The 16187-nt window shown below is 67.7% G+C and carries 18 protein-coding genes; 9 read left to right on the plus strand and 9 right to left on the minus strand.

All coding sequences use genetic code 11. The features are described 5' to 3' along the window. Window positions 1-37: 37 nt before the first annotated feature. From SACXIDRAFT_RS15035 to pruA, 3 genes are all read left to right on the plus strand, one after another. The gene (locus tag SACXIDRAFT_RS15035) at window positions 38-1468 is read left to right on the plus strand and encodes a WS/DGAT/MGAT family O-acyltransferase (RefSeq protein WP_006239438.1); all 1431 of its coding nucleotides are present in this window, start codon (window positions 38-40) and stop codon (window positions 1466-1468) included. Further along, window positions 1465-1974 carry a DUF6912 family protein gene (locus SACXIDRAFT_RS15040; protein WP_198284322.1) on the plus strand — a complete coding sequence of 170 codons (510 nt, stop codon included), beginning with the start codon at window positions 1465-1467 and terminating at the stop codon, window positions 1972-1974. Before SACXIDRAFT_RS15035 ends, SACXIDRAFT_RS15040 begins: the two co-directional genes overlap by 4 nt. A gap of 61 nt (window positions 1975-2035) precedes the next feature. Beyond that, window positions 2036-3664 carry an L-glutamate gamma-semialdehyde dehydrogenase gene (gene pruA / locus SACXIDRAFT_RS15045; RefSeq protein WP_006239440.1) on the plus strand — a complete coding sequence of 543 codons (1629 nt, stop codon included), beginning with the start codon at window positions 2036-2038 and terminating at the stop codon, window positions 3662-3664. A gap of 89 nt (window positions 3665-3753) precedes the next feature. Here the strand turns inward: pruA and SACXIDRAFT_RS15050 are convergent, their stop codons facing one another. Together SACXIDRAFT_RS15050 and rsgA are read right to left on the minus strand one after the other, a co-directional pair. Continuing rightward, window positions 3754-4557 (minus strand): SCO4651 family lipoprotein, encoded by an 804-nt coding sequence (locus SACXIDRAFT_RS15050; RefSeq protein WP_006239441.1) that lies wholly within the window; start codon window positions 4555-4557, stop codon window positions 3754-3756. Window positions 4558-4673: 116 nt separating this feature from the next. Further along, window positions 4674-5678, minus strand: coding sequence for a ribosome small subunit-dependent GTPase A (gene rsgA / locus SACXIDRAFT_RS15055; RefSeq protein WP_006239442.1), 1005 nt, complete (start codon window positions 5676-5678; stop codon window positions 4674-4676). Window positions 5679-5809: 131 nt separating this feature from the next. Here rsgA and SACXIDRAFT_RS15060 point away from each other — a divergent pair, with 131 nt between their 5' ends. Together SACXIDRAFT_RS15060 and SACXIDRAFT_RS15065 are read left to right on the plus strand one after the other, a co-directional pair. Next, on the plus strand, window positions 5810-6604 hold the full coding sequence (locus SACXIDRAFT_RS15060) for an SOS response-associated peptidase (RefSeq protein ID WP_006239443.1): 795 nt from the start codon (window positions 5810-5812) through the stop codon (window positions 6602-6604). Then, window positions 6601-7215: an alpha/beta hydrolase family protein gene (locus SACXIDRAFT_RS15065; RefSeq protein WP_006239444.1), complete on the plus strand. Its 615-nt coding sequence runs from the start codon at window positions 6601-6603 to the stop codon at window positions 7213-7215. The genes SACXIDRAFT_RS15060 and SACXIDRAFT_RS15065 overlap by 4 nt, the downstream gene beginning before the upstream one ends. A gap of 21 nt (window positions 7216-7236) precedes the next feature. On the opposite strand, the gene rsrA is transcribed toward SACXIDRAFT_RS15065, so the two are convergent. Then, window positions 7237-7584 carry a mycothiol system anti-sigma-R factor gene (rsrA, locus tag SACXIDRAFT_RS15070; RefSeq protein ID WP_006239445.1) on the minus strand — a complete coding sequence of 116 codons (348 nt, stop codon included), beginning with the start codon at window positions 7582-7584 and terminating at the stop codon, window positions 7237-7239. Then, window positions 7581-8231: a sigma-70 family RNA polymerase sigma factor gene (locus tag SACXIDRAFT_RS15075; RefSeq protein ID WP_040922695.1), complete on the minus strand. Its 651-nt coding sequence runs from the start codon at window positions 8229-8231 to the stop codon at window positions 7581-7583. Before SACXIDRAFT_RS15075 ends, rsrA begins: the two co-directional genes overlap by 4 nt. A 176-nt stretch (window positions 8232-8407) precedes the next feature. Between SACXIDRAFT_RS15075 and ybaK the strand changes: the two genes are divergently transcribed. Beyond that, window positions 8408-8884 (plus strand): Cys-tRNA(Pro) deacylase, encoded by a 477-nt coding sequence (gene ybaK / locus SACXIDRAFT_RS15080; RefSeq protein ID WP_006239447.1) that lies wholly within the window; start codon window positions 8408-8410, stop codon window positions 8882-8884. A gap of 69 nt (window positions 8885-8953) precedes the next feature. On the opposite strand, the gene SACXIDRAFT_RS23830 is transcribed toward ybaK, so the two are convergent. Further along, a complete protein-coding gene (locus tag SACXIDRAFT_RS23830; protein WP_006239448.1) occupies window positions 8954-9028 on the minus strand; it encodes a 50S ribosomal protein bL37 in 75 nt (24 codons plus the stop codon). Window positions 9029-9122: 94 nt separating this feature from the next. Between SACXIDRAFT_RS23830 and SACXIDRAFT_RS15085 the strand changes: the two genes are divergently transcribed. Continuing rightward, window positions 9123-10658, plus strand: a complete 1536-nt coding sequence (locus SACXIDRAFT_RS15085; protein ID WP_006239449.1) for a sensor histidine kinase — start codon at window positions 9123-9125, stop codon at window positions 10656-10658. Between the two features lie 174 nt (window positions 10659-10832). Here SACXIDRAFT_RS15085 and SACXIDRAFT_RS15090 read toward each other — a convergent pair whose 3' ends face one another. After that, the gene (locus tag SACXIDRAFT_RS15090) at window positions 10833-11087 is read right to left on the minus strand and encodes a WhiB family transcriptional regulator (protein WP_005440673.1); all 255 of its coding nucleotides are present in this window, start codon (window positions 11085-11087) and stop codon (window positions 10833-10835) included. Window positions 11088-11376: 289 nt separating this feature from the next. After that, complete coding sequence (locus SACXIDRAFT_RS15095; RefSeq protein ID WP_040922205.1) at window positions 11377-12303, minus strand: diacylglycerol/lipid kinase family protein; 927 nt, start codon at window positions 12301-12303, stop codon at window positions 11377-11379. A 347-nt stretch (window positions 12304-12650) separates the two neighbouring features. On the opposite strand from SACXIDRAFT_RS15095, the gene SACXIDRAFT_RS15100 reads away from it, so the two are divergent. After that, window positions 12651-13130, plus strand: a complete 480-nt coding sequence (locus SACXIDRAFT_RS15100; RefSeq protein WP_085978662.1) for a hypothetical protein — start codon at window positions 12651-12653, stop codon at window positions 13128-13130. Window positions 13131-13301: 171 nt separating this feature from the next. Here SACXIDRAFT_RS15100 and SACXIDRAFT_RS15105 read toward each other — a convergent pair whose 3' ends face one another. Continuing rightward, window positions 13302-13781, minus strand: coding sequence for a GNAT family N-acetyltransferase (locus SACXIDRAFT_RS15105; RefSeq protein ID WP_006239452.1), 480 nt, complete (start codon window positions 13779-13781; stop codon window positions 13302-13304). Window positions 13782-13801: 20 nt separating this feature from the next. Continuing rightward, window positions 13802-14389 carry a histidine phosphatase family protein gene (locus SACXIDRAFT_RS15110; protein ID WP_006239453.1) on the minus strand — a complete coding sequence of 196 codons (588 nt, stop codon included), beginning with the start codon at window positions 14387-14389 and terminating at the stop codon, window positions 13802-13804. A gap of 168 nt (window positions 14390-14557) precedes the next feature. Between SACXIDRAFT_RS15110 and SACXIDRAFT_RS15115 the strand changes: the two genes are divergently transcribed. Then, the gene (locus SACXIDRAFT_RS15115; protein ID WP_040922696.1) at window positions 14558-16180 is read left to right on the plus strand and encodes a GMC oxidoreductase; all 1623 of its coding nucleotides are present in this window, start codon (window positions 14558-14560) and stop codon (window positions 16178-16180) included. The last annotated feature ends 7 nt before the right edge of the window (window positions 16181-16187 follow it).

Raw genomic sequence — 16187 nt, forward strand, 5'->3', positions numbered from 1 at the left:
CAAGGCGTTCGGGCGCCGATTCTGTCAGGATCGCGTCATGGCCGACCGTCTGTCCGCGCTGGACGCATCCTTCCTCTACGTGGAGGAGCCGTTCGTGCCCATGCATGTGGGCAGCGTCGCGATCCTGCGACGACCGGAATCCGGTTTCGACTACGCGCGGCTACTCGCCATGGTGTCCCGTCGCCTCGCGTATCTGCCGCGTTACCGGCAGTACGTGGAGTTCGTGCCAGGGCATCTGGCGCGACCGGTGTGGGTTGACGACGCCGACTTCGACCTCACGTACCACGTGCGCCGTTCGGCTCTTCCCGCGCCGGGCAGCGACGCCCAGTTGTTCGAGCTGGTCGCTCGCCTGCTGGCGCGTCCGCTCGACCGCGATCGGCCGTTGTGGGAGCTGTACGTCGTCGAGGGGCTGGCCGACGACAGGGTGGCGCTCGTGACCAAGACTCATCAGTCGATGGTGGACGGCACAGCCACCATCGACATCGGGCAGCTCATCCTCGACGCCGAACCCACGGAACCTGAGGGACAGGGTGAGGAGGTGGGGCGACCGCCGTGGCCGGAGTGGGCGCCGTCGTCACGTCCGGGACGCGCGAAGCTGCTCCTCGACGCTGTCACCGACAGTCTCCGCCGCCCCGCCGAGGTCGTGGACAACGTGCGCAGCGCGGCGCAGGACCTCACCAGCACAGCGGAACGCGTCTTTGACACAGCGGGAGACGTGGCGACCACCGTGCGTTCCCTCGTGCGGCCCGCTCCGCGCAGCCCGCTGAACGCGCGGGTGAGCGGAGGGCGGGTGTTCGCGGGGGTCTCGGCGAATTTGGAGGACCTGCGCGAGATCAGGGAACGGCACGGCGGCACTATCAACGACGTCGTGTTCGCCGTGTTCACAGGTGCTCTGCGTCAGTGGTTGCTGTCGCGGGGCAGGTCGCTGGAACAGACGGAGACGGTGCGGGCGCTCGCCCCGCTCGCCGTGCGCGCACCGGACAGCGTCGGCTTCTCTTCCGTGGGACTCCTCGACAACAGGGTCGATCCCTGCCTCGTCGATCTTCCGGTTGGTGAGCCGCATCCAGGGTTGCGCCTGCAGCACATCGCCCACGCGATGGCCGAACACGTGCGGACCCGGCGTTCGGTGGCGGCGCGAGCGATGGTGCGGGTGAGTGGTTTCGCGCCTGCGACGATGTACTCGCTGGCCGCGCGGGCGGCGAGTTCGCTCTCGGACCGGTTGTTCAACGTCGCCGTGGCCAACTCGCCGGGCCCACAGCAGCGCCTGTACGCGGGTGAGGCACCGTTGGAGCGCATCTACCCCGTGCTGCCGCTGTCGCGCGGTCAGGCACTGGCGGTGGGTGTCACCTCCTACCACGGCGGCGTCTACTTCGGACTGAACGGGGACCGGAAGGCGTTGTCGGACGTCACGGTGCTCGCCGGCGCGGTGACCGAAGCGATCGAGGAACTGAAAGGGACGAACTGGTGAGGATTTACGTGCCTGCCACCATCGGCATGCTGCGCCGACTGCTCGACGCGGGGGAACTGGCGCCCGTGGGAGGGACGGCCTTCGCCTTGACACCTGCGTTGCGGGAGTCCTACACCAGTGGCACGACGGAAGAACTGGAGTACGCGGCGCTGACCGATGCCGCAAGGGCGTCGCTGCGACTGCTCGCGACCGACGCGAGTGCGGGGGACGAGGACAAGGAGCCGCCGAGGAGAGTCGTGGTGTCGGCGGACATCGACGACGTCACACTCCGGCCGGATCTCGACGACTCCGTCGTCAAGCTGTCGGGCCCGGTGCCGTCGGACGCGATCGCGGCCGTGCATGTGGACGCCCCCGAGGCGGAGGACGCCGTGCTGGCGGCGGCAGCGGTGATCGACGACGCGGACCTCGGCGACGAGGACGCGGAGTTGGCGCTCGGCGACGTGGAGGACCACGACCTCGCCTGGTACGCGCCGCAGGAGCTGCCGTTCCTTCTTGAACTCATGTAAGCATGGGATCGATGTACCGCTCACGAGGCGGAGTCGATCGACACGGAAGGCGAGACACACCATGGACGCTGTGACATCCGTACCCGTGCCTGCGAACGAGCCGGTCCGCACCTACGCGCCGGGGACCGAGGAACGGGAGTCGCTCAAGGCGAAGCTCACCGAGCTGGAGAACGCGAAGCACGAGCTGACCCAGACGATCGGGGGCCGCCGCCGCATGGCAGGTGGTGAGGCGTTCGACGTCGTGCAGCCACACGACCGCGGTCACGTCCTCGGAGTGAGCGCGCAGGCCACCGATTCCGATGTCGCCGACGCGGTCGCGGCGGCCAAGGGCGCCGCCCGTGAGTGGAGTGAGTTGCCGTTTGACGAGCGTGCCGCGGTGTTCCTGCGCGCGGCCGATCTGATCGCGGGGCCCTACCGCGACACGTTGAACGCCACCACCATGCTCGGCCAGTCGAAGTCGGTGCAGCAGGCCGAGATCGACGCCGCCTGCGAGCTGATCGACTTCCTGCGCTTCAACGTCTCCTACGCCCGTCGCATTCTCGCCGAGCAACCGAACTCGGTGCCGGGCGCGTGGAACCGCATGGAATACCGGCCGCTCGACGGTTTCGTCGTCGCCATCACGCCGTTCAACTTCACGGCCATCGCGGGCAACCTGCCGAGTTCGCCCGCGCTCATGGGCAACACGGTGGTGTGGAAGCCGACGCCGTCGCAGCAGCTCGCCGCCCACTACACCATGCAGGTCTTCGAGGAGGCAGGTCTGCCACCCGGTGTGATCAACATGGTGACCGGCGACGGCAGGGCCGTCGGCGAGGTCGCGCTGACCGACCCCGGGTTCGCCGGGCTGCACTTCACCGGCTCCACGGCGACGTTCAAGTTGTTGTGGCGCACGATCGCCGACAACCTCGACAGCTACGGCTGCTACCCGCGCATCGTCGGCGAGACCGGTGGCAAGGACTTCGTGGTGGCCCACCCTTCGGCGAACCGGGACAAACTGGTGGCCGCCCTCGTTCGCGGCGCGTTCGAGTACCAGGGGCAGAAGTGCTCGGCCGCGTCGCGGGCTTACGTGCCGAGGTCGCTGTGGGACGGTGGTGTCCGTGAGCAGTTGGCCGACCTGACGCGCACCGTGTCCTACGGCGACATCACGGACTTCTCGAATTTCGGCGGGGCCGTCATCAACGAGAGGGCGTTCGCCAAGCACCGCGCTCTGCTGTCGAGCGTTCCGGACGACCCGCACCTGGAGGTGCTGGTCGGCGGTGGCTGTGACGACAGCGTCGGCTGGTTCGTCGAGCCGACCGTGCTGGTCTCCGACGACCCCCGGCACGAGGTGTTCTCCACGGAGTACTTCGGGCCGATCCTCGCGGTGTCCGTGTACGAGGATGTCGAGTACGAGAGCGTGCTCGAACTCGTGGACACCACGGCGCCGTACGCGCTGACGGGAGCGGTGTTCGCCGACGACCGTCACGCGGTCCAGCAGGCGCACCGCACGCTGCGGCACGCGGCGGGCAACTTCTACGTCAACGACAAGCCGACGGGCTCGATCGTGAGCCAGCAGCCTTTCGGTGGTTCCCGCGCTTCGGGCACCAACGACAAGGCAGGCTCGATGTTCAACCTCCTGCGCTGGACGAGCCCTCGCTCCATCAAGGAGACGTTCGACGCGCCGGTTGACATCACCTACCCGCACATGGGCTGAGGGGACCCCGAGCAGAAGAACGCCCCCGGGGCAGGACCCCGGGGGCGTTCGTCATTCTTCGCTACGTGTTCGCGTGGCGATCGGGCCTGTCAGTACGACGGCATCTCACCGACCTGGTCGGCAGGGGGCGCCGTGATGTCAACCGGCGTGCCCCAGTCGCTGTAGTTCATGACGATCTTCGCGCCGCCTGCCTGGGCGAGCGACTGCATGTCCATCTCGACGCGCACGGGGAGGTTGTCACCGTTGAGGTACAGCTCGACCGGAATGATCGTGCCCTCGGGGATGCTGCCGGCCGTGCTCTCGTCGCCGAGCAGCGCGCCCGCCTTGGAGAGGTCCACTTCGACGGTGTACTGGGTGGCCTGCTGACCGTTGACCTCGGTCTCCTTGGTGTTCTTGATCTCGCCACCGGCCTGCTCGAGCTGCTCAAGAACCTTGGTCGGGTCGTTCTGCTCCGTCATCTGGTCGAAGCTCTGCCCGCCCATGGCTGCGGCGTCTTCGCTCGTCATCTTCACCCAGGGCTTGCTGGGGTCGGCGTTCATGCCTTCCGGCATCTTCATGTACATCGTGTTGTCAACGAAGATGACGTCGAAGGACATACCCTGCATGTCCATCGTCATGGACATCGCGGTGTCCTGACCGGCGTAGCGCCCCTGCCCTTCGGCCTGGATCTTCATGCCGGAGGCTTCCATCTCCATGCTGAACTTGGAGGACTGGCTCTTGTTGGTCTGTTCCTGAGCCGAGGCGATCAGCGAGGACAGGTCCGAGAACTGCGTGGAGCCGGCGTCGCCGCTGCCGTTGCCGCCGGGCAGGCCGGTGCCGCTGGTTTCTCCACCGCAGGCGCTGAGCGCCAGAGCCAGCGCGACGCCGCCAGCAGCGAGGACAGAGGTGCGCATGGGGGTTCCCCTCTTCACATTCGGGTCCGAGTTGATATTCACTCAGACGGGTGAACGGCTCTCAGGGTTCCATACAGAACTCACAGGATTTACACAGCCTCGCCGAAACCTGTGTTTTAGCTGTCTGTGCCTGCGCGAGAGGCCAGCAGGCGGCGCAGTGACACCAGCCGCGATCGCCGTGCCGCACCCGAGGTCACGACGTCGTCGAGCACGCAGCCAGGGTCGTCAGGAGGGCCGAGGTGACCGCAGTTGGACGGGCATTCCTCAGCTGCCTCGGCGAATTCGGGGAACGCGGCGACCACCTCGTCCGGCGTCACGTGTGCGAGTCCGAACGACCGCAACCCCGGCGTGTCGATCACCCAGCCTCCGCAGGGCAGGGGGAGCGCGACCGCGCTGACGGAGGTGTGGCGTCCTTTGCCGACCGCGCTGACCTCTCCGGTGGCGAGGCCGGCTTCGGGGACCACCCGGTTGACGAGCGTGGACTTGCCGACGCCCGAATGGCCCACCAGCGCCGACACGCGGTCGTGCAGGACATCGATCAACTCGGGAACGTCTCGGTCGTGCCGCGTCACCACGAAGGGGACTTCGAGGTCCGCATAGGAAGCGAGGAGCCCGTCCGGCGTGGCGAGGTCGGCCTTCGTGAGACACAGCACGGGCTGGAGTCCGCCCGTGTAACACGCCACGAGACAGCGGTCGATGAACCCGGTCCTCGGGGCGGGGTCGGCCAGCGACGTGACGATCAGCAACTGCTCGGCATTGGCCACGACCACACGCTCGAAGGGGTCTGTGTCGTCGGCCGTGCGCCTCAGCACGCTGTCGCGTTCCTCGACACCCACGATCCTCGCGAGCGTGTCAGGCCTGCCGCTGACGTCGCCGACCAGCCGCACCCGGTCTCCGACGACGATGGGGGTGCGGCCGAGTTCTCTCGCACGCATGGCGGTGACGACACTGCCGGGATCGGCCTCGACCGCGCAGCGCCAACGGCCCCTGTCAACAGACACCACCATGGCAGGCACGGCGTCGGTGTGTGCGGGGCGGCGCTTGCTGCGTGGCCGCGAGCCCTTTCCCGGCCGCACTCTGACATCACTCTCGTCGAGCCTGCGCCAATCCCTTCGGGCCAAGCCGCTGCCACCCACTTCCCGTGTGAACGTCGTCCGTCGTGAACATGATCCCTCACGGCGCTCGCCACGGCCGGGCAACCGTGCCACGATGGCGGTCGGGCAGCGCGAACAGCCGAGGGAGGCCGATACACATGTGTGGCCGGTACGCCGCCACCAAGGACCCCGCGACGTTGATGCGGGAGTTCGACGCGCTGGACGGCACCGAGGGCAAGGCGACAAGGGCCGACTACAACGTCGCACCCACCAAGGAGGTCGTCACCGTCGTCGAACGCCACCCGAGGGACGCCGACGGCGCGGTGCTGGAGGACGAACCCGCCGTGCGCAGCCTCAGGGTGATGCGCTGGGGACTCGTGCCGTTCTGGGCGAAGGACCCCTCCGTGGGCAACCGCATGATCAATACGCGGGCCGAGACGGCGAAGGAGAAGCCCGCGTTCCGCAAGGCGCTCTCGCGCAGGCGTTGCCTCGTTCCTGCCGACGGGTGGTTCGAGTGGAAGGCGACCGACCCCGGAGAGGGCCGCAAGGCGGCCAAGGAGCCGTACTACGTGACGACAAGGGACTCCTCGTCACTCGCGTTCGCCGGGCTGTGGGAGACGTGGCGTGATCCGAACGCCGACCCCGAAGCCCGGCCCTTGATCACGTTCTCTGTGCTGACCACGGACGCGGTGGGACGGCTCGCCGACATTCACCACCGGATGCCGCTGGTGCTGCCGAGCCAACGCTGGGCGGACTGGCTCGACCCGAACAGGACCGATGCCACCGGCCTCCTCACACCCGCCGACCGCGATTGGCTGGACGAGTTGGAACTTCGCCCGGTCTCGACCAAGGTCAACAGCGTCCGCAACAACGGACCCGAACTCGTCGAGCGCGTCGAACCCGAGCCGGTGAACCTCGACACGGCGCTGTTCGACCTGCCGAATCCGCGATGACGACCACCGAGATCGAGACGCCTCACGGGCCCGCGAGGGTGTCACTGCACTCCGCGGACCAGGGGATCGCGGCGCTGCTACTGGGCCACGGGGCAGGTGGTGGCATCGAAGCACCCGATCTCGTCGCCGTCGCGAGGGCCGCTCGTGCCGCCGATGTGCACGTGGCACTCGTCGAGCAGCCCTACCGGGTCGCAGGGCGGCGAGCCCCTGCGTCGGCCAAGCAGCTCGACGCGGCCTGGCTCGCCGTGGCCGAGCACCTGGCGGCCACCACGTACGACGAGTTGCCGCTCGTGTTCGGCGGGCGGTCGTCAGGCGCGAGAGTGGCGTGCCGCACAGCCGAAGCCGGGCAGGCCGAGGCCGTGCTCTGCCTTGCCTTTCCCGAGCACCCTCCGGGCAGGCCGGAGAAGAGCAGGCAACACGAACTCGACGCCGTTTCGGTGCCCACCCTGGTCATCCAGGGAGAGCGGGATCCGTTCGGCATGCCGAGGCCGGGACCACACCACGAGATCGTCACGGTTCCTGGAGACCACAGCCTCAAAGCCGACCTCGACGCCGTGTCCCGCGCCGCGTCGGAGTGGCTGGCCCGTGTCCTTCGGCCCCTCGTCGAATGACCCCGCCGCGAGGAGCACGCGTTAACGGGCCGAAGGCGGTTCGGTGGTGCGAGTGGTCCGCTCGATCACGATCTCGGTCTCGGACACCACGAAGCCGCAGCGCTCCGCGACCCTGTTGCGGATCGACGCCTTGAGTCTGCTCTTCAGCTCGGCTGGAGCGAGCTCGCCCCCGCATTTGCGGGCGAGCAGCTGCTTGATCTGCTCGTCGATGCCGTACTCCTCAAGACACGGAGGGCACTCCTCGATGTGCCGCCGCAGTTCCGCGTCGCGCTCGGGAGTGCACTCCTTGTCGAGCAGCAGATAGATCTCCGCCAAAGCCTCGTCGCAGTCAACCTGCTCGAAGTGGTGCGATTCGTCGCGGACGGTCATCGACGTGCCACCTCCCGCTGACCTGAGCGGATGAAACCCCGTTCCCTGGCGACATCGGCGAGCAGGTTCCGCAGCTGGCCACGGCCACGGTGCAGGCGCGACATCACCGTGCCGATGGGGGTGTTCATGATCTCGGCGATCTCTTTGTACGCGAAGCCTTCGACGTCGGCAAGGTAAACGGCGAGCCGGAAATCCTCAGGTAGCTGCTGCAACGCGGCCTTCACGTCGGTGTCGGGCAGCTTGTCCATCGCCTCGACCTCGGCCGACCGGAGGCCCGTCGAGGTGTGACTCTCCGCCTGAGCGAGCTGCCAGTCGGTGATCTCCTCGGTCGGCTGCTGGATCGGCTGCCGCTGCCGCTTCCGGTAGCCGTTGATGTAGGTGTTGGTCAGGATGCGGTACATCCACGCCTTCAGGTTCGTGCCCTGCTTGAACGACGAGAACGCGGAGTAAGCCTTGAGGTACGTCTCCTGGACGAGATCCTCCGCATCGGCGGGGTTCCTCGTCATCCGCATCGCGGCCGAATAGAGCTGGTCAACCAGCGGCATGGCCTCACGTTCGAAACGCTCGGCGAGCGCGCGCTCAGCGTCCGAACCCGACTCCGCCGACTGCGCAGCCGATGGGACGACAGGGCTCTGGGTGCTCGGCAAACCGTTCCCTTCCGAATCGGCGCCGACGTGACGGCGCGTTGTGTGCCGAACCGGCCGGGTCCCGCTCAGGTTCGCGGTGAACACCCGAGGGCGGTTCGATGGCGTGGTCAGCGTTGTCGGCACGTCACCGTCAACGTGTGGGCCGCGCGAGATATTCCCGGCTACCATCCGGCGTCGTGGCAGGAAAGGGAACCCCCGCGACCGCTCTGTTGACCAGACGTAAGGTTGCGCACACCGTCCATTCGTACGAACACGACCCGAGGGAGTCGTCGTACGGTCTCGAAGCGGTGGCCGCTCTCGGAGTTGCCGAGGAGCGAGTGTTCAAAACGTTGGTGGCCGAGGTCGATGGCAAGCTCACAGTCGGCGTGGTGCCCGTCACCGGACAGCTGAATCTCAAAGCCCTCGCCGCGGCGGTGGGTGGGAAGAGAGCGAGGATGGCCGACGTCGAAGCCGCGCAACGAGCTACCGGCTACGTACTGGGCGGGATCTCACCGCTGGGGCAGCGAACCCGGCTTCCCGTTGTCGTCGATGCGTCAGTGAGGCGGTTCGACACCGTGTTCTGCTCGGGAGGGCGCAGGGGACTGGAGATCGAGCTCGCACCCGACGACCTCGTGGCACTCACAGCCGCGACGGTGGCGCCGATCGCGGGGTGAGGCCGATTGCGCGCCCGGCGCCGGAAGCACGTGAGTTCGCCCACGTGTCACGCGCCGGGCGACGCGCACTCAGGCGTTCGGCTTCTTGCCGTGGTTGGCCTTGTTCTTCTTACGGTCGCGCCGCTTGCGTGCTCGCTTCGACATTCTCACTCCTTGCCTGAAGACGTCGCGTTTAGTGTGTCATGAGGGGTGTCTTTCACGTTGCCGCCCCCTTCGCCGCCGTCGATCCGGGAGAGGCATGTCCACGCTTGCTGAGCTGCTCGCCGACCACACGGGGCTTCCCGGCGAGTCCGTTGACCATCTGCAACTCGTGGTCGCCGAGTGGCAACTCGTCGCCGATCTGTCGTTCTCCGACTTCCTCATGTGGGTCCCTGTCGCCGACGGCACCGACGAGTACGTGTGCGTCTCCCAGGTGCGGCCGACCACGGCGCCGACGGCCCACCCTGAGGACGTGGTCGGTGCCCGGTTCACCACGGAGGAACACCCGCAGTTGCGCAGGGCGATCCGAGAGGGACGGATCTGCCGCGAGGAGGAGCCGCACTGGTACCGAGACCTGCCGATGCGCAGGGAAGCTATCCCGGTGCGCCTCGGCGGCTCCGTCATCGCGGTGCTGTCGCGGGAGACCAACCTCGCGACGCCGAGGGTGCCGAGCCCGTTGGAGATCGCCTACCTCGGCAGTGCGGCCGATCTTTGCCAAATGATCGCCGACGGTACGTTCCCCAGTTCCGAGGCGGGAACCGACGTCCATACGAGCCCGAGGGTCGGGGACGGCCTCGTGCGCGTCGATCAGGGCGGCACCGTCGTGTTCGCGAGTCCCAACGGCCAGTCCGCCTACCACCGCATGGGCTACGAATCCGACCTGATCGGTACCCGGCTCGTTCCGCTGACCCGCTCGCTGGTGAAGGATCCCTTCGACGCGACCGACGTCGCGCACCGCATCCTCGACGCGATCGACGGCAAGCCCGGCACTCGCGCCGAGGTCGAGTCACGACGCGGCGCTGTGGTGCTCTTCAGAGCGCTCCCGTTGCGCCCTGCGGGCCGTGCGGCCGGTGCGCTCGTGCTGGTTCGGGACGTCACCGAGGTGAAGCGGCGTGATCGGGCGTTGCTGTCGAAGGACGCCACGATCCGGGAGATTCACCACAGGGTCAAGAACAACCTCCAGACTGTCGCCGCGCTACTGCGGTTGCAGTCCCGGCGCACGCCGTCCCAGGAGGCGAAGCAGGCTCTCGCCGAGTCCGTCCGGCGCGTGTCGTCCATCGCGATGGTCCACGAGGCACTGTCGATGTCGGTTGACGAGCGCGTGGACCTCGACAACCTCTTCGACAAGGTCCTGCCGATGGTGGGGGAAGTGGCAACGGCCGAATCGCACGTCAGATTGTCGAGGACGGGCTCGTTCGGGATCGTGGCGGCCGAGATCGCGACACCGCTCGTGATGGTGGTCGCCGAACTCGTGCAGAACGCGGTGGGGCACGCCTTCTCCGGTGGGCGTCAGGGACGTGTGGACATCGTGGTGGAACGGTCCGCGCGCTGGTTGGACGTCCTCGTCCGCGACGACGGCAAGGGGCTGCCCTCCGGGTTCTCACTGGAACGGGCCGACGGTCTCGGGCTCCAGATCGCGCGAACCCTGGTGGAGTCGGAACTGCGCGGGTCCCTTTCCTTGCGCGGAATGCGTGAGGACGACACCACGGCCGGTGCGGAACCGGAGACCGGCGGCGGGACCAAACCGACCGGAACGGAAGCGGCTGTGCGTATTCCGCTCAGCAGACGATCGTGACGAACGTGCGCATTTGCGTTCGGCCTTCGAGTGCGCGTTCGACACCCGCGCGGTAGATGCGTCGTAAACCGTTGCCGGGAAGTGATCGGGCGCGCTTGAGGGCCGGCACCCGAAAAGGATGCCGGCCCTCAAACCTTTTGCCCTCGCCTGGCAAAAGGAAAACGCGGTTCTCGCTCAGAAGCTGCTGCGCGTGCCGATCTGCGCGCGACGACGCTTGAGCGCACGCCGCTCGTCCTCGCTCATACCGCCCCAGACACCCGCGTCCTGGCCGCTGGCCAGAGCCCAGGCCAGGCAGTCGGAGGCGACGGTGCAGCGGTGGCACACGGCCTTCGCCGCGGTGATCTGAGACAGAGCGGGACCGCTGGTGCCCACGGGGAAGAACAGTTCGGGGTCCTCGTCTCGGCAGGCCGCGCGGTGGCGCCAGTCCATTTCTTCGAGCTCCTTATTCGGGCGCGGTGCTCCGCGCCACAGTCGTCATGGCGGTCGTTTTTTGGGGTGCTTGTGAATGCTTTCACGAACCCTGGGGTTCGACAAGTGTTTCGCGGCGATCGGTGAGTCAGCTCACCCGGCTTAGCGACGTCTCTGACCTGCGACTTTGTCCATTCGCCGGGGAGGTGACGGAAAAATGGTGCGGTGAGCGGACCGTTCCCGTCGCCGAGTGGCAGCGCGGACTTTGCCGCAGGCGATCACGTTGCTGTTGCTCGCCGACCACGGTGACTCACACCGCAACCGTGAGCGCTCGGGGCACACTGACGAACTCCACGTGAGTGCGCTGACCCACCAGATCTCCGTCAACCTGCAAGTTTACCGGCGACGGCGCGGTGATGCCGACTATCGAGAGATCGTCGTGCCTGACGAGTCGCCGTCCGCGCTGCTCGCCGCGCCTGCGCAACGCCTGCCGTGTGTGCCGCAACACCGTGGGCAGACCGAGCCGCGTGAGCGCGAAGAGGCCGAGTCCCGTGTCGAACGAGCAGGTGTTGTTGAGATGCACCGGCCTCGGGCCGAGGTAGCTCCATGGATCGGTGTTGGAGACGAACGCCGTGCGCACGGTGGCCGGTTCCTCGCCGGGCACCTGCACGGTGAGTTCCGGGTGTCCGTGCGGAGGCCGCAGATAGCAGCGCACGGCCGTGCGGAGATACAACGAAGGGCTCGTGCGTTTTCCGCGCCGCTGATCCACCGCCGCGACGACATCGGCGTCCCAGCCCATCCCGGCGTTGAACGTGAACCATCGGCCGTCGGCGCGGCCGAGCCCGACCTGCCTGCTGCGGCCCTGTTCGAGCGCGTTCAGCAGGTGGTGGGTGGCCTCGACGGGGTCTCGCGGCAGCCCGAGGGCACGGGCGAACACGTTCGCCGACCCGCCTGGCACGACCCCCAGCATCGGGGCTGAGCTGTGGGAGCCCGGCCGACCGCCGGTGACCGCGAGCAGGCCGTTCACGACCTCGTTGACCGTGCCGTCGCCACCGTGTGCCACGACGAGATCGATGTCGTCGCAGGCGGCGGCACGTGCCACCGTCATGGCGTGCCCTCGGTAGTCGGTCTCGACCACGTCGAGCTTGACCTGGCTGGCCAGCGCGTGCGCTAGCACATCGCGACCGGCCGGTGTTGTGGCGGTTGCCTGAGGGTTGACGATGAGAACAGCACGCACTAGGCGCAGAGTAGGCGAGTGGACGCCGTTTGCGGCGTCCTCGCGCCCAACTTCCGCTGCGAATCTCGTCACTCGTGTCCCACGGCAGCCGCAGGACCCGCTCATCCGTTCGCTTCCGCCTGCTGCCTCCTTGAGACTCGTCCAAATCTTGCCGTGTCGTTTCCGACAGCGCCGTGACGAGTGCACCCCGGGCACGACCGCCCGCTCATCGACGACACTTGAATCTTTGCCCGCCGCGGCGCCGGGGTAAAACGTCCGACCGGGTGGCATACCATCGGAAGCGTTCACACAGGGTCACGTCCAGCGTGTCGCCCAGGGCCCAGCCCCTAAAGGAAGGCAGCAGCCTCGTGCCGATCAGCGATCTCGTCTCCCCCGCACCGCGTCAGGTACGCCTCGCCGGAGCACTGACGGCTCTTCCTGGCCTCGCGATGCTGGTGTTCGGCGTGCTGCTCGCCGTGAACGCCGGTGACGACCCGGTCATGGCCGGAGGCAACGTCGCCGCCGAGATCGCCTACTACGTGGTGCTGGCCGCCGGAGTGCTGGTCTGCGCGGCGGCCCTCCTGCTCGGCAAGACGTGGGCGCGCTCGCCGTCACTCGTGGTGAATCTCGTCGTGATCGGGGTCGGCTGGTACGCGACGGGGCCTTCCGACCAGCCGGGTTTCGGGGTGCCCGTGATGCTCGTCGGCCTCGCCGTCGTGGTCCTGCTGTTCAGGGAGCCGTCGCGGGCGTGGGTGCTGGGTCAGCGCGCGGACGAGAGCGAGGAGGAGGCCGCGCGGCGAGGGGGAGCGGCGGGCCGAGCCTCCGAGCGCGAGAAGTACGGGGACTGAGGTCGGTTCAGGGCAGGGCGACTGCGAGCACGCGTGCGGTCAGTGCGGACACGCGACGCATCCCCCTGCATCCCCGTGATGAGCGCCTCGTGGACATGTCCTCGCATCCCATGGCAACGAACATGCGTGCGTGAGGTGCGGACACGCGTGCAGGCGCTCAGGTTCTCGGTTTCAGCCCTCGGCCGCCAGCGCGGCCAGCTTGTCGTCGGTGAGCCGGTAGACGGTCCACTCGTCCATCGCCTCGGCTCCGAGGGATTTGTAGAACTCGACGGCGGGGTTCCAGTTCAGCACCCACCATTCGAGGCGGGCGTAACCCCGGTCAACACACTCCCTGGCCAGGGTCGCCAGCAGTGCCTTTCCGATGCCGCTGCCTCGCATCTCGGGGCGGACGTAGAGGTCTTCGAGGTAGATGCCGTGCACGCCGCGCCAGGTGGAGAAGTTGAGGAACCACAGCGTGAACCCGGCGATGGTGCCATCGACCTCGGCGACGTGCCCGTAGAGGGCGGGATTCTCCCCGAACAGCGCGGCGCGGAGTTGTTGCGGCGTGAGGTGGCACTCGTGCGGCGCCTTCTCGTACTCGGCGAGGTCGTGGACGAGTTTCACGACGGTGTCCACGTCCGATTCGCGGACGCGGCGGATGTGGCTTTCCACGGGTTTCCTTCCGGGGTTCGTCAGGACGGTGGGAGGTTGAGATGCAGCAGGCGGGGACCGCGCTGGTCATAGCCGAGCACCGTGAGGCTCGCCGCGTCGAGACCGAACCAGCGCCCCGAGGTGGCGGGAAGGCCGAGCCACCTGGCGATCAGCACCCGGCCGAAGTCGCCGTGCACCACGAGTGCGACTGGCCGCAGTTCGAGTTCGGCGCGGAGCCGGTCCAGAAGGATGTCGGCCCTGCGTTCGACCTGCTCGACGCTCTCACCACCCGGCACAGGGTGGGACCACACTGTCCAGCCCGGCGTTTCGTCGTGCACTTCGGCCGGTGTCTTGCCCTCGTGGGTTCCGTAGTCCCACTCCATGAGGTCTTCGGTGGTGTCGGACACGGCGAGACCGGCGAGTTCGGCCGTCGTCAGGGTCGCGCGGCGAGGGCTGCTGAGCACGAGAGCGGGCACGTCGTCCGACATGAGTGCGTAGGTGCGCCCTGCGGCGTGCGCCTGCCGTTCGCCCACCGCGGTGAGCGGCGGATCCGACCTGCCCGAGTACCGCCCGACCGTGGACCACTCGGTCAGGGCATGGCGCAGGAGGAACAGGTGGTGCTCGGGCACGCCTGCAATATAGCTGTCTTGCAGGGCCGGAGAGGGTCAGCGACCTGCGGCGGCGGTCTCGATTTTCTAACTCGGTCGAGTGAAGATGCGAACGTCCCGGCCCCCCTCGCGCAGAGTATTCATATCACTCCGTTGCGTGACGAATTCGAAGTGTCCATGATCGGAAACATGAATCCGATTTCTCGTAGGCGCCTGCTCGGGCTTGTCGCCTTGAACTCCGCCGCCGCGCTCGGGCTCGACATCGTCGGCTCAGGACCCGCCGCCGCGACGGGTCGCAGGGAGTACTCCCCCGCAGTGGTGGTCGGCACCGGATACGGGGCTGCCGTGACGGCCCTCCGCCTCGGGGAGGCGGGTATTCCGACGATCATGCTGGAGATGGGGCGCCTGTGGGACACGCCGGGAGCGGACGGCAGGGTGTTCAGCGACATGCTGCACCCCGACCGGCGGTCGATGTGGCTGAAACAGCGCACTGAACTGCCGCTCGCCTCGTTTCTGTGGTTCGGCATCGACCGCCGCATCGAGCGGTACACGGGTGTGCTCGACCGGGTTCACCACGGCGACATGTCGGTCTACGTCGGGCGCGGTGTCGGTGGGGGCTCACTGGTCAACGGGGCGATGGCGGTGACGCCGAAGCGGGCCACGTTCGCCGAGGCGTTCCCTCGCGTCGATGCCGACGAGATGTATCGCGTCTACTTCCCGCGAGCCAGGGAGGGGCTCGGCGTCAACCACATCGACCCGCAGTGGTTCGCCGCGTGCGAGGCCTACCGCTACGCGCGAGTGTCGGGAAAGCACGCGGAGCGCGCAGGTCTGACCACTCGCTTCGTTCCCAGCGTCTACGACTTCGACTACCTGAGAAGGGAGGAGGAGCGCGCGGTGCCGAGGTCAGCGCTGGCTTCCGAGGTCATCTTCGGCAACAACCACGGCAAGCGGTCGCTCGACCGCACCTATCTCGCCGACGCGCTCGGCACGGGGCTCGTCTCCATCCAGGCGCTGCGGCACGTGAGGGCGATCGAACGGTGCGGACGGCCAGGCGGACGTGGTGGCGCTCGCTACGTTCTGACGGTTGACGAACTCGACACCACAGGTCGCCGTGTCGCGACGCGGCAGCTCGCCACGCGACACCTGTTCCTCGGCGCGGGAAGTCTGGGGACCACCGAACTGCTGTTGCGGGCACGCGACACGGGCGCACTACCCGATCTCGGAGGTGAGATCGGGCAGGGTTGGGGCCCCAACGGCAACGTCATGACGGCCAGGGCCAACCACGCCTGGGACCGCACGGGGGCAACGCAGTCCGGGATGCCCGCGCTGGCCATCGACGCATGGGACGATCCCCGGCATCCCGTTTTCGCCGAGGTGGCGCCGATGCCGGCAGGCGTCGAACTCTGGGTGAGTCTGTATCTGGCGATCACACGGAACCCCGAGCGTGGTCATGTCGTCTACGACGCCACCTCCGACCGCGCGGTTCTGCGCTGGGACGCCAGTAACGCGCAGCCGTCCGTCCAGGCGGCCAAGGCGCTGTTCGACCGGCTCAACGCGGCCAACCACACCGCCTACCGGGCCGATCTGTTCGGCGACACCCGGACCTTCGAGACCCGGTTCACCTACCACCCGCTCGGCGGTGCCGTGCTGGGGGTGGCCACCGATGACTATGGCCGCGTTCCTGGCCATCCCGGCCTTTACGTCACCGACAGTGCACTCGTGCCGGGCAACCTGGGGGTGAACCCGTTCGTCACGATCACGGCGCTGGCGGAGCGCAACATCGAACGGATCGTCGCGGAGGATCTGCGCTGATCAGCTC

It is taken from the genome of Saccharomonospora xinjiangensis XJ-54 (assembly GCF_000258175.1).
Taxonomy (GTDB): domain Bacteria; phylum Actinomycetota; class Actinomycetes; order Mycobacteriales; family Pseudonocardiaceae; genus Saccharomonospora; species Saccharomonospora xinjiangensis.

Excerpts from the sequence above, each read along its gene's own strand:
- rsrA (WP_006239445.1), bottom strand. The coding sequence starts at position 7,584 with ATGACCGTCCGCGACGAATCGCACCACTTCGAGCAGGTTGACTGCGAC.
- SACXIDRAFT_RS15065 (WP_006239444.1), top strand. The coding sequence starts at position 6,601 with ATGACGACCACCGAGATCGAGACGCCTCACGGGCCCGCGAGGGTGTCA.
- SACXIDRAFT_RS15090 (WP_005440673.1), bottom strand. The coding sequence starts at position 11,087 with ATGGACTGGCGCCACCGCGCGGCCTGCCGAGACGAGGACCCCGAACTG.
- pruA (WP_006239440.1), top strand. The coding sequence starts at position 2,036 with ATGGACGCTGTGACATCCGTACCCGTGCCTGCGAACGAGCCGGTCCGC.
- SACXIDRAFT_RS15085 (WP_006239449.1), top strand. The coding sequence starts at position 9,123 with ATGTCCACGCTTGCTGAGCTGCTCGCCGACCACACGGGGCTTCCCGGC.
- SACXIDRAFT_RS15035 (WP_006239438.1), top strand. The coding sequence starts at position 38 with ATGGCCGACCGTCTGTCCGCGCTGGACGCATCCTTCCTCTACGTGGAG.
- SACXIDRAFT_RS15050 (WP_006239441.1), bottom strand. The coding sequence starts at position 4,557 with ATGCGCACCTCTGTCCTCGCTGCTGGCGGCGTCGCGCTGGCTCTGGCG.
- SACXIDRAFT_RS15115 (WP_040922696.1), top strand. The coding sequence starts at position 14,558 with ATGAATCCGATTTCTCGTAGGCGCCTGCTCGGGCTTGTCGCCTTGAAC.
- SACXIDRAFT_RS15060 (WP_006239443.1), top strand. The coding sequence starts at position 5,810 with ATGTGTGGCCGGTACGCCGCCACCAAGGACCCCGCGACGTTGATGCGG.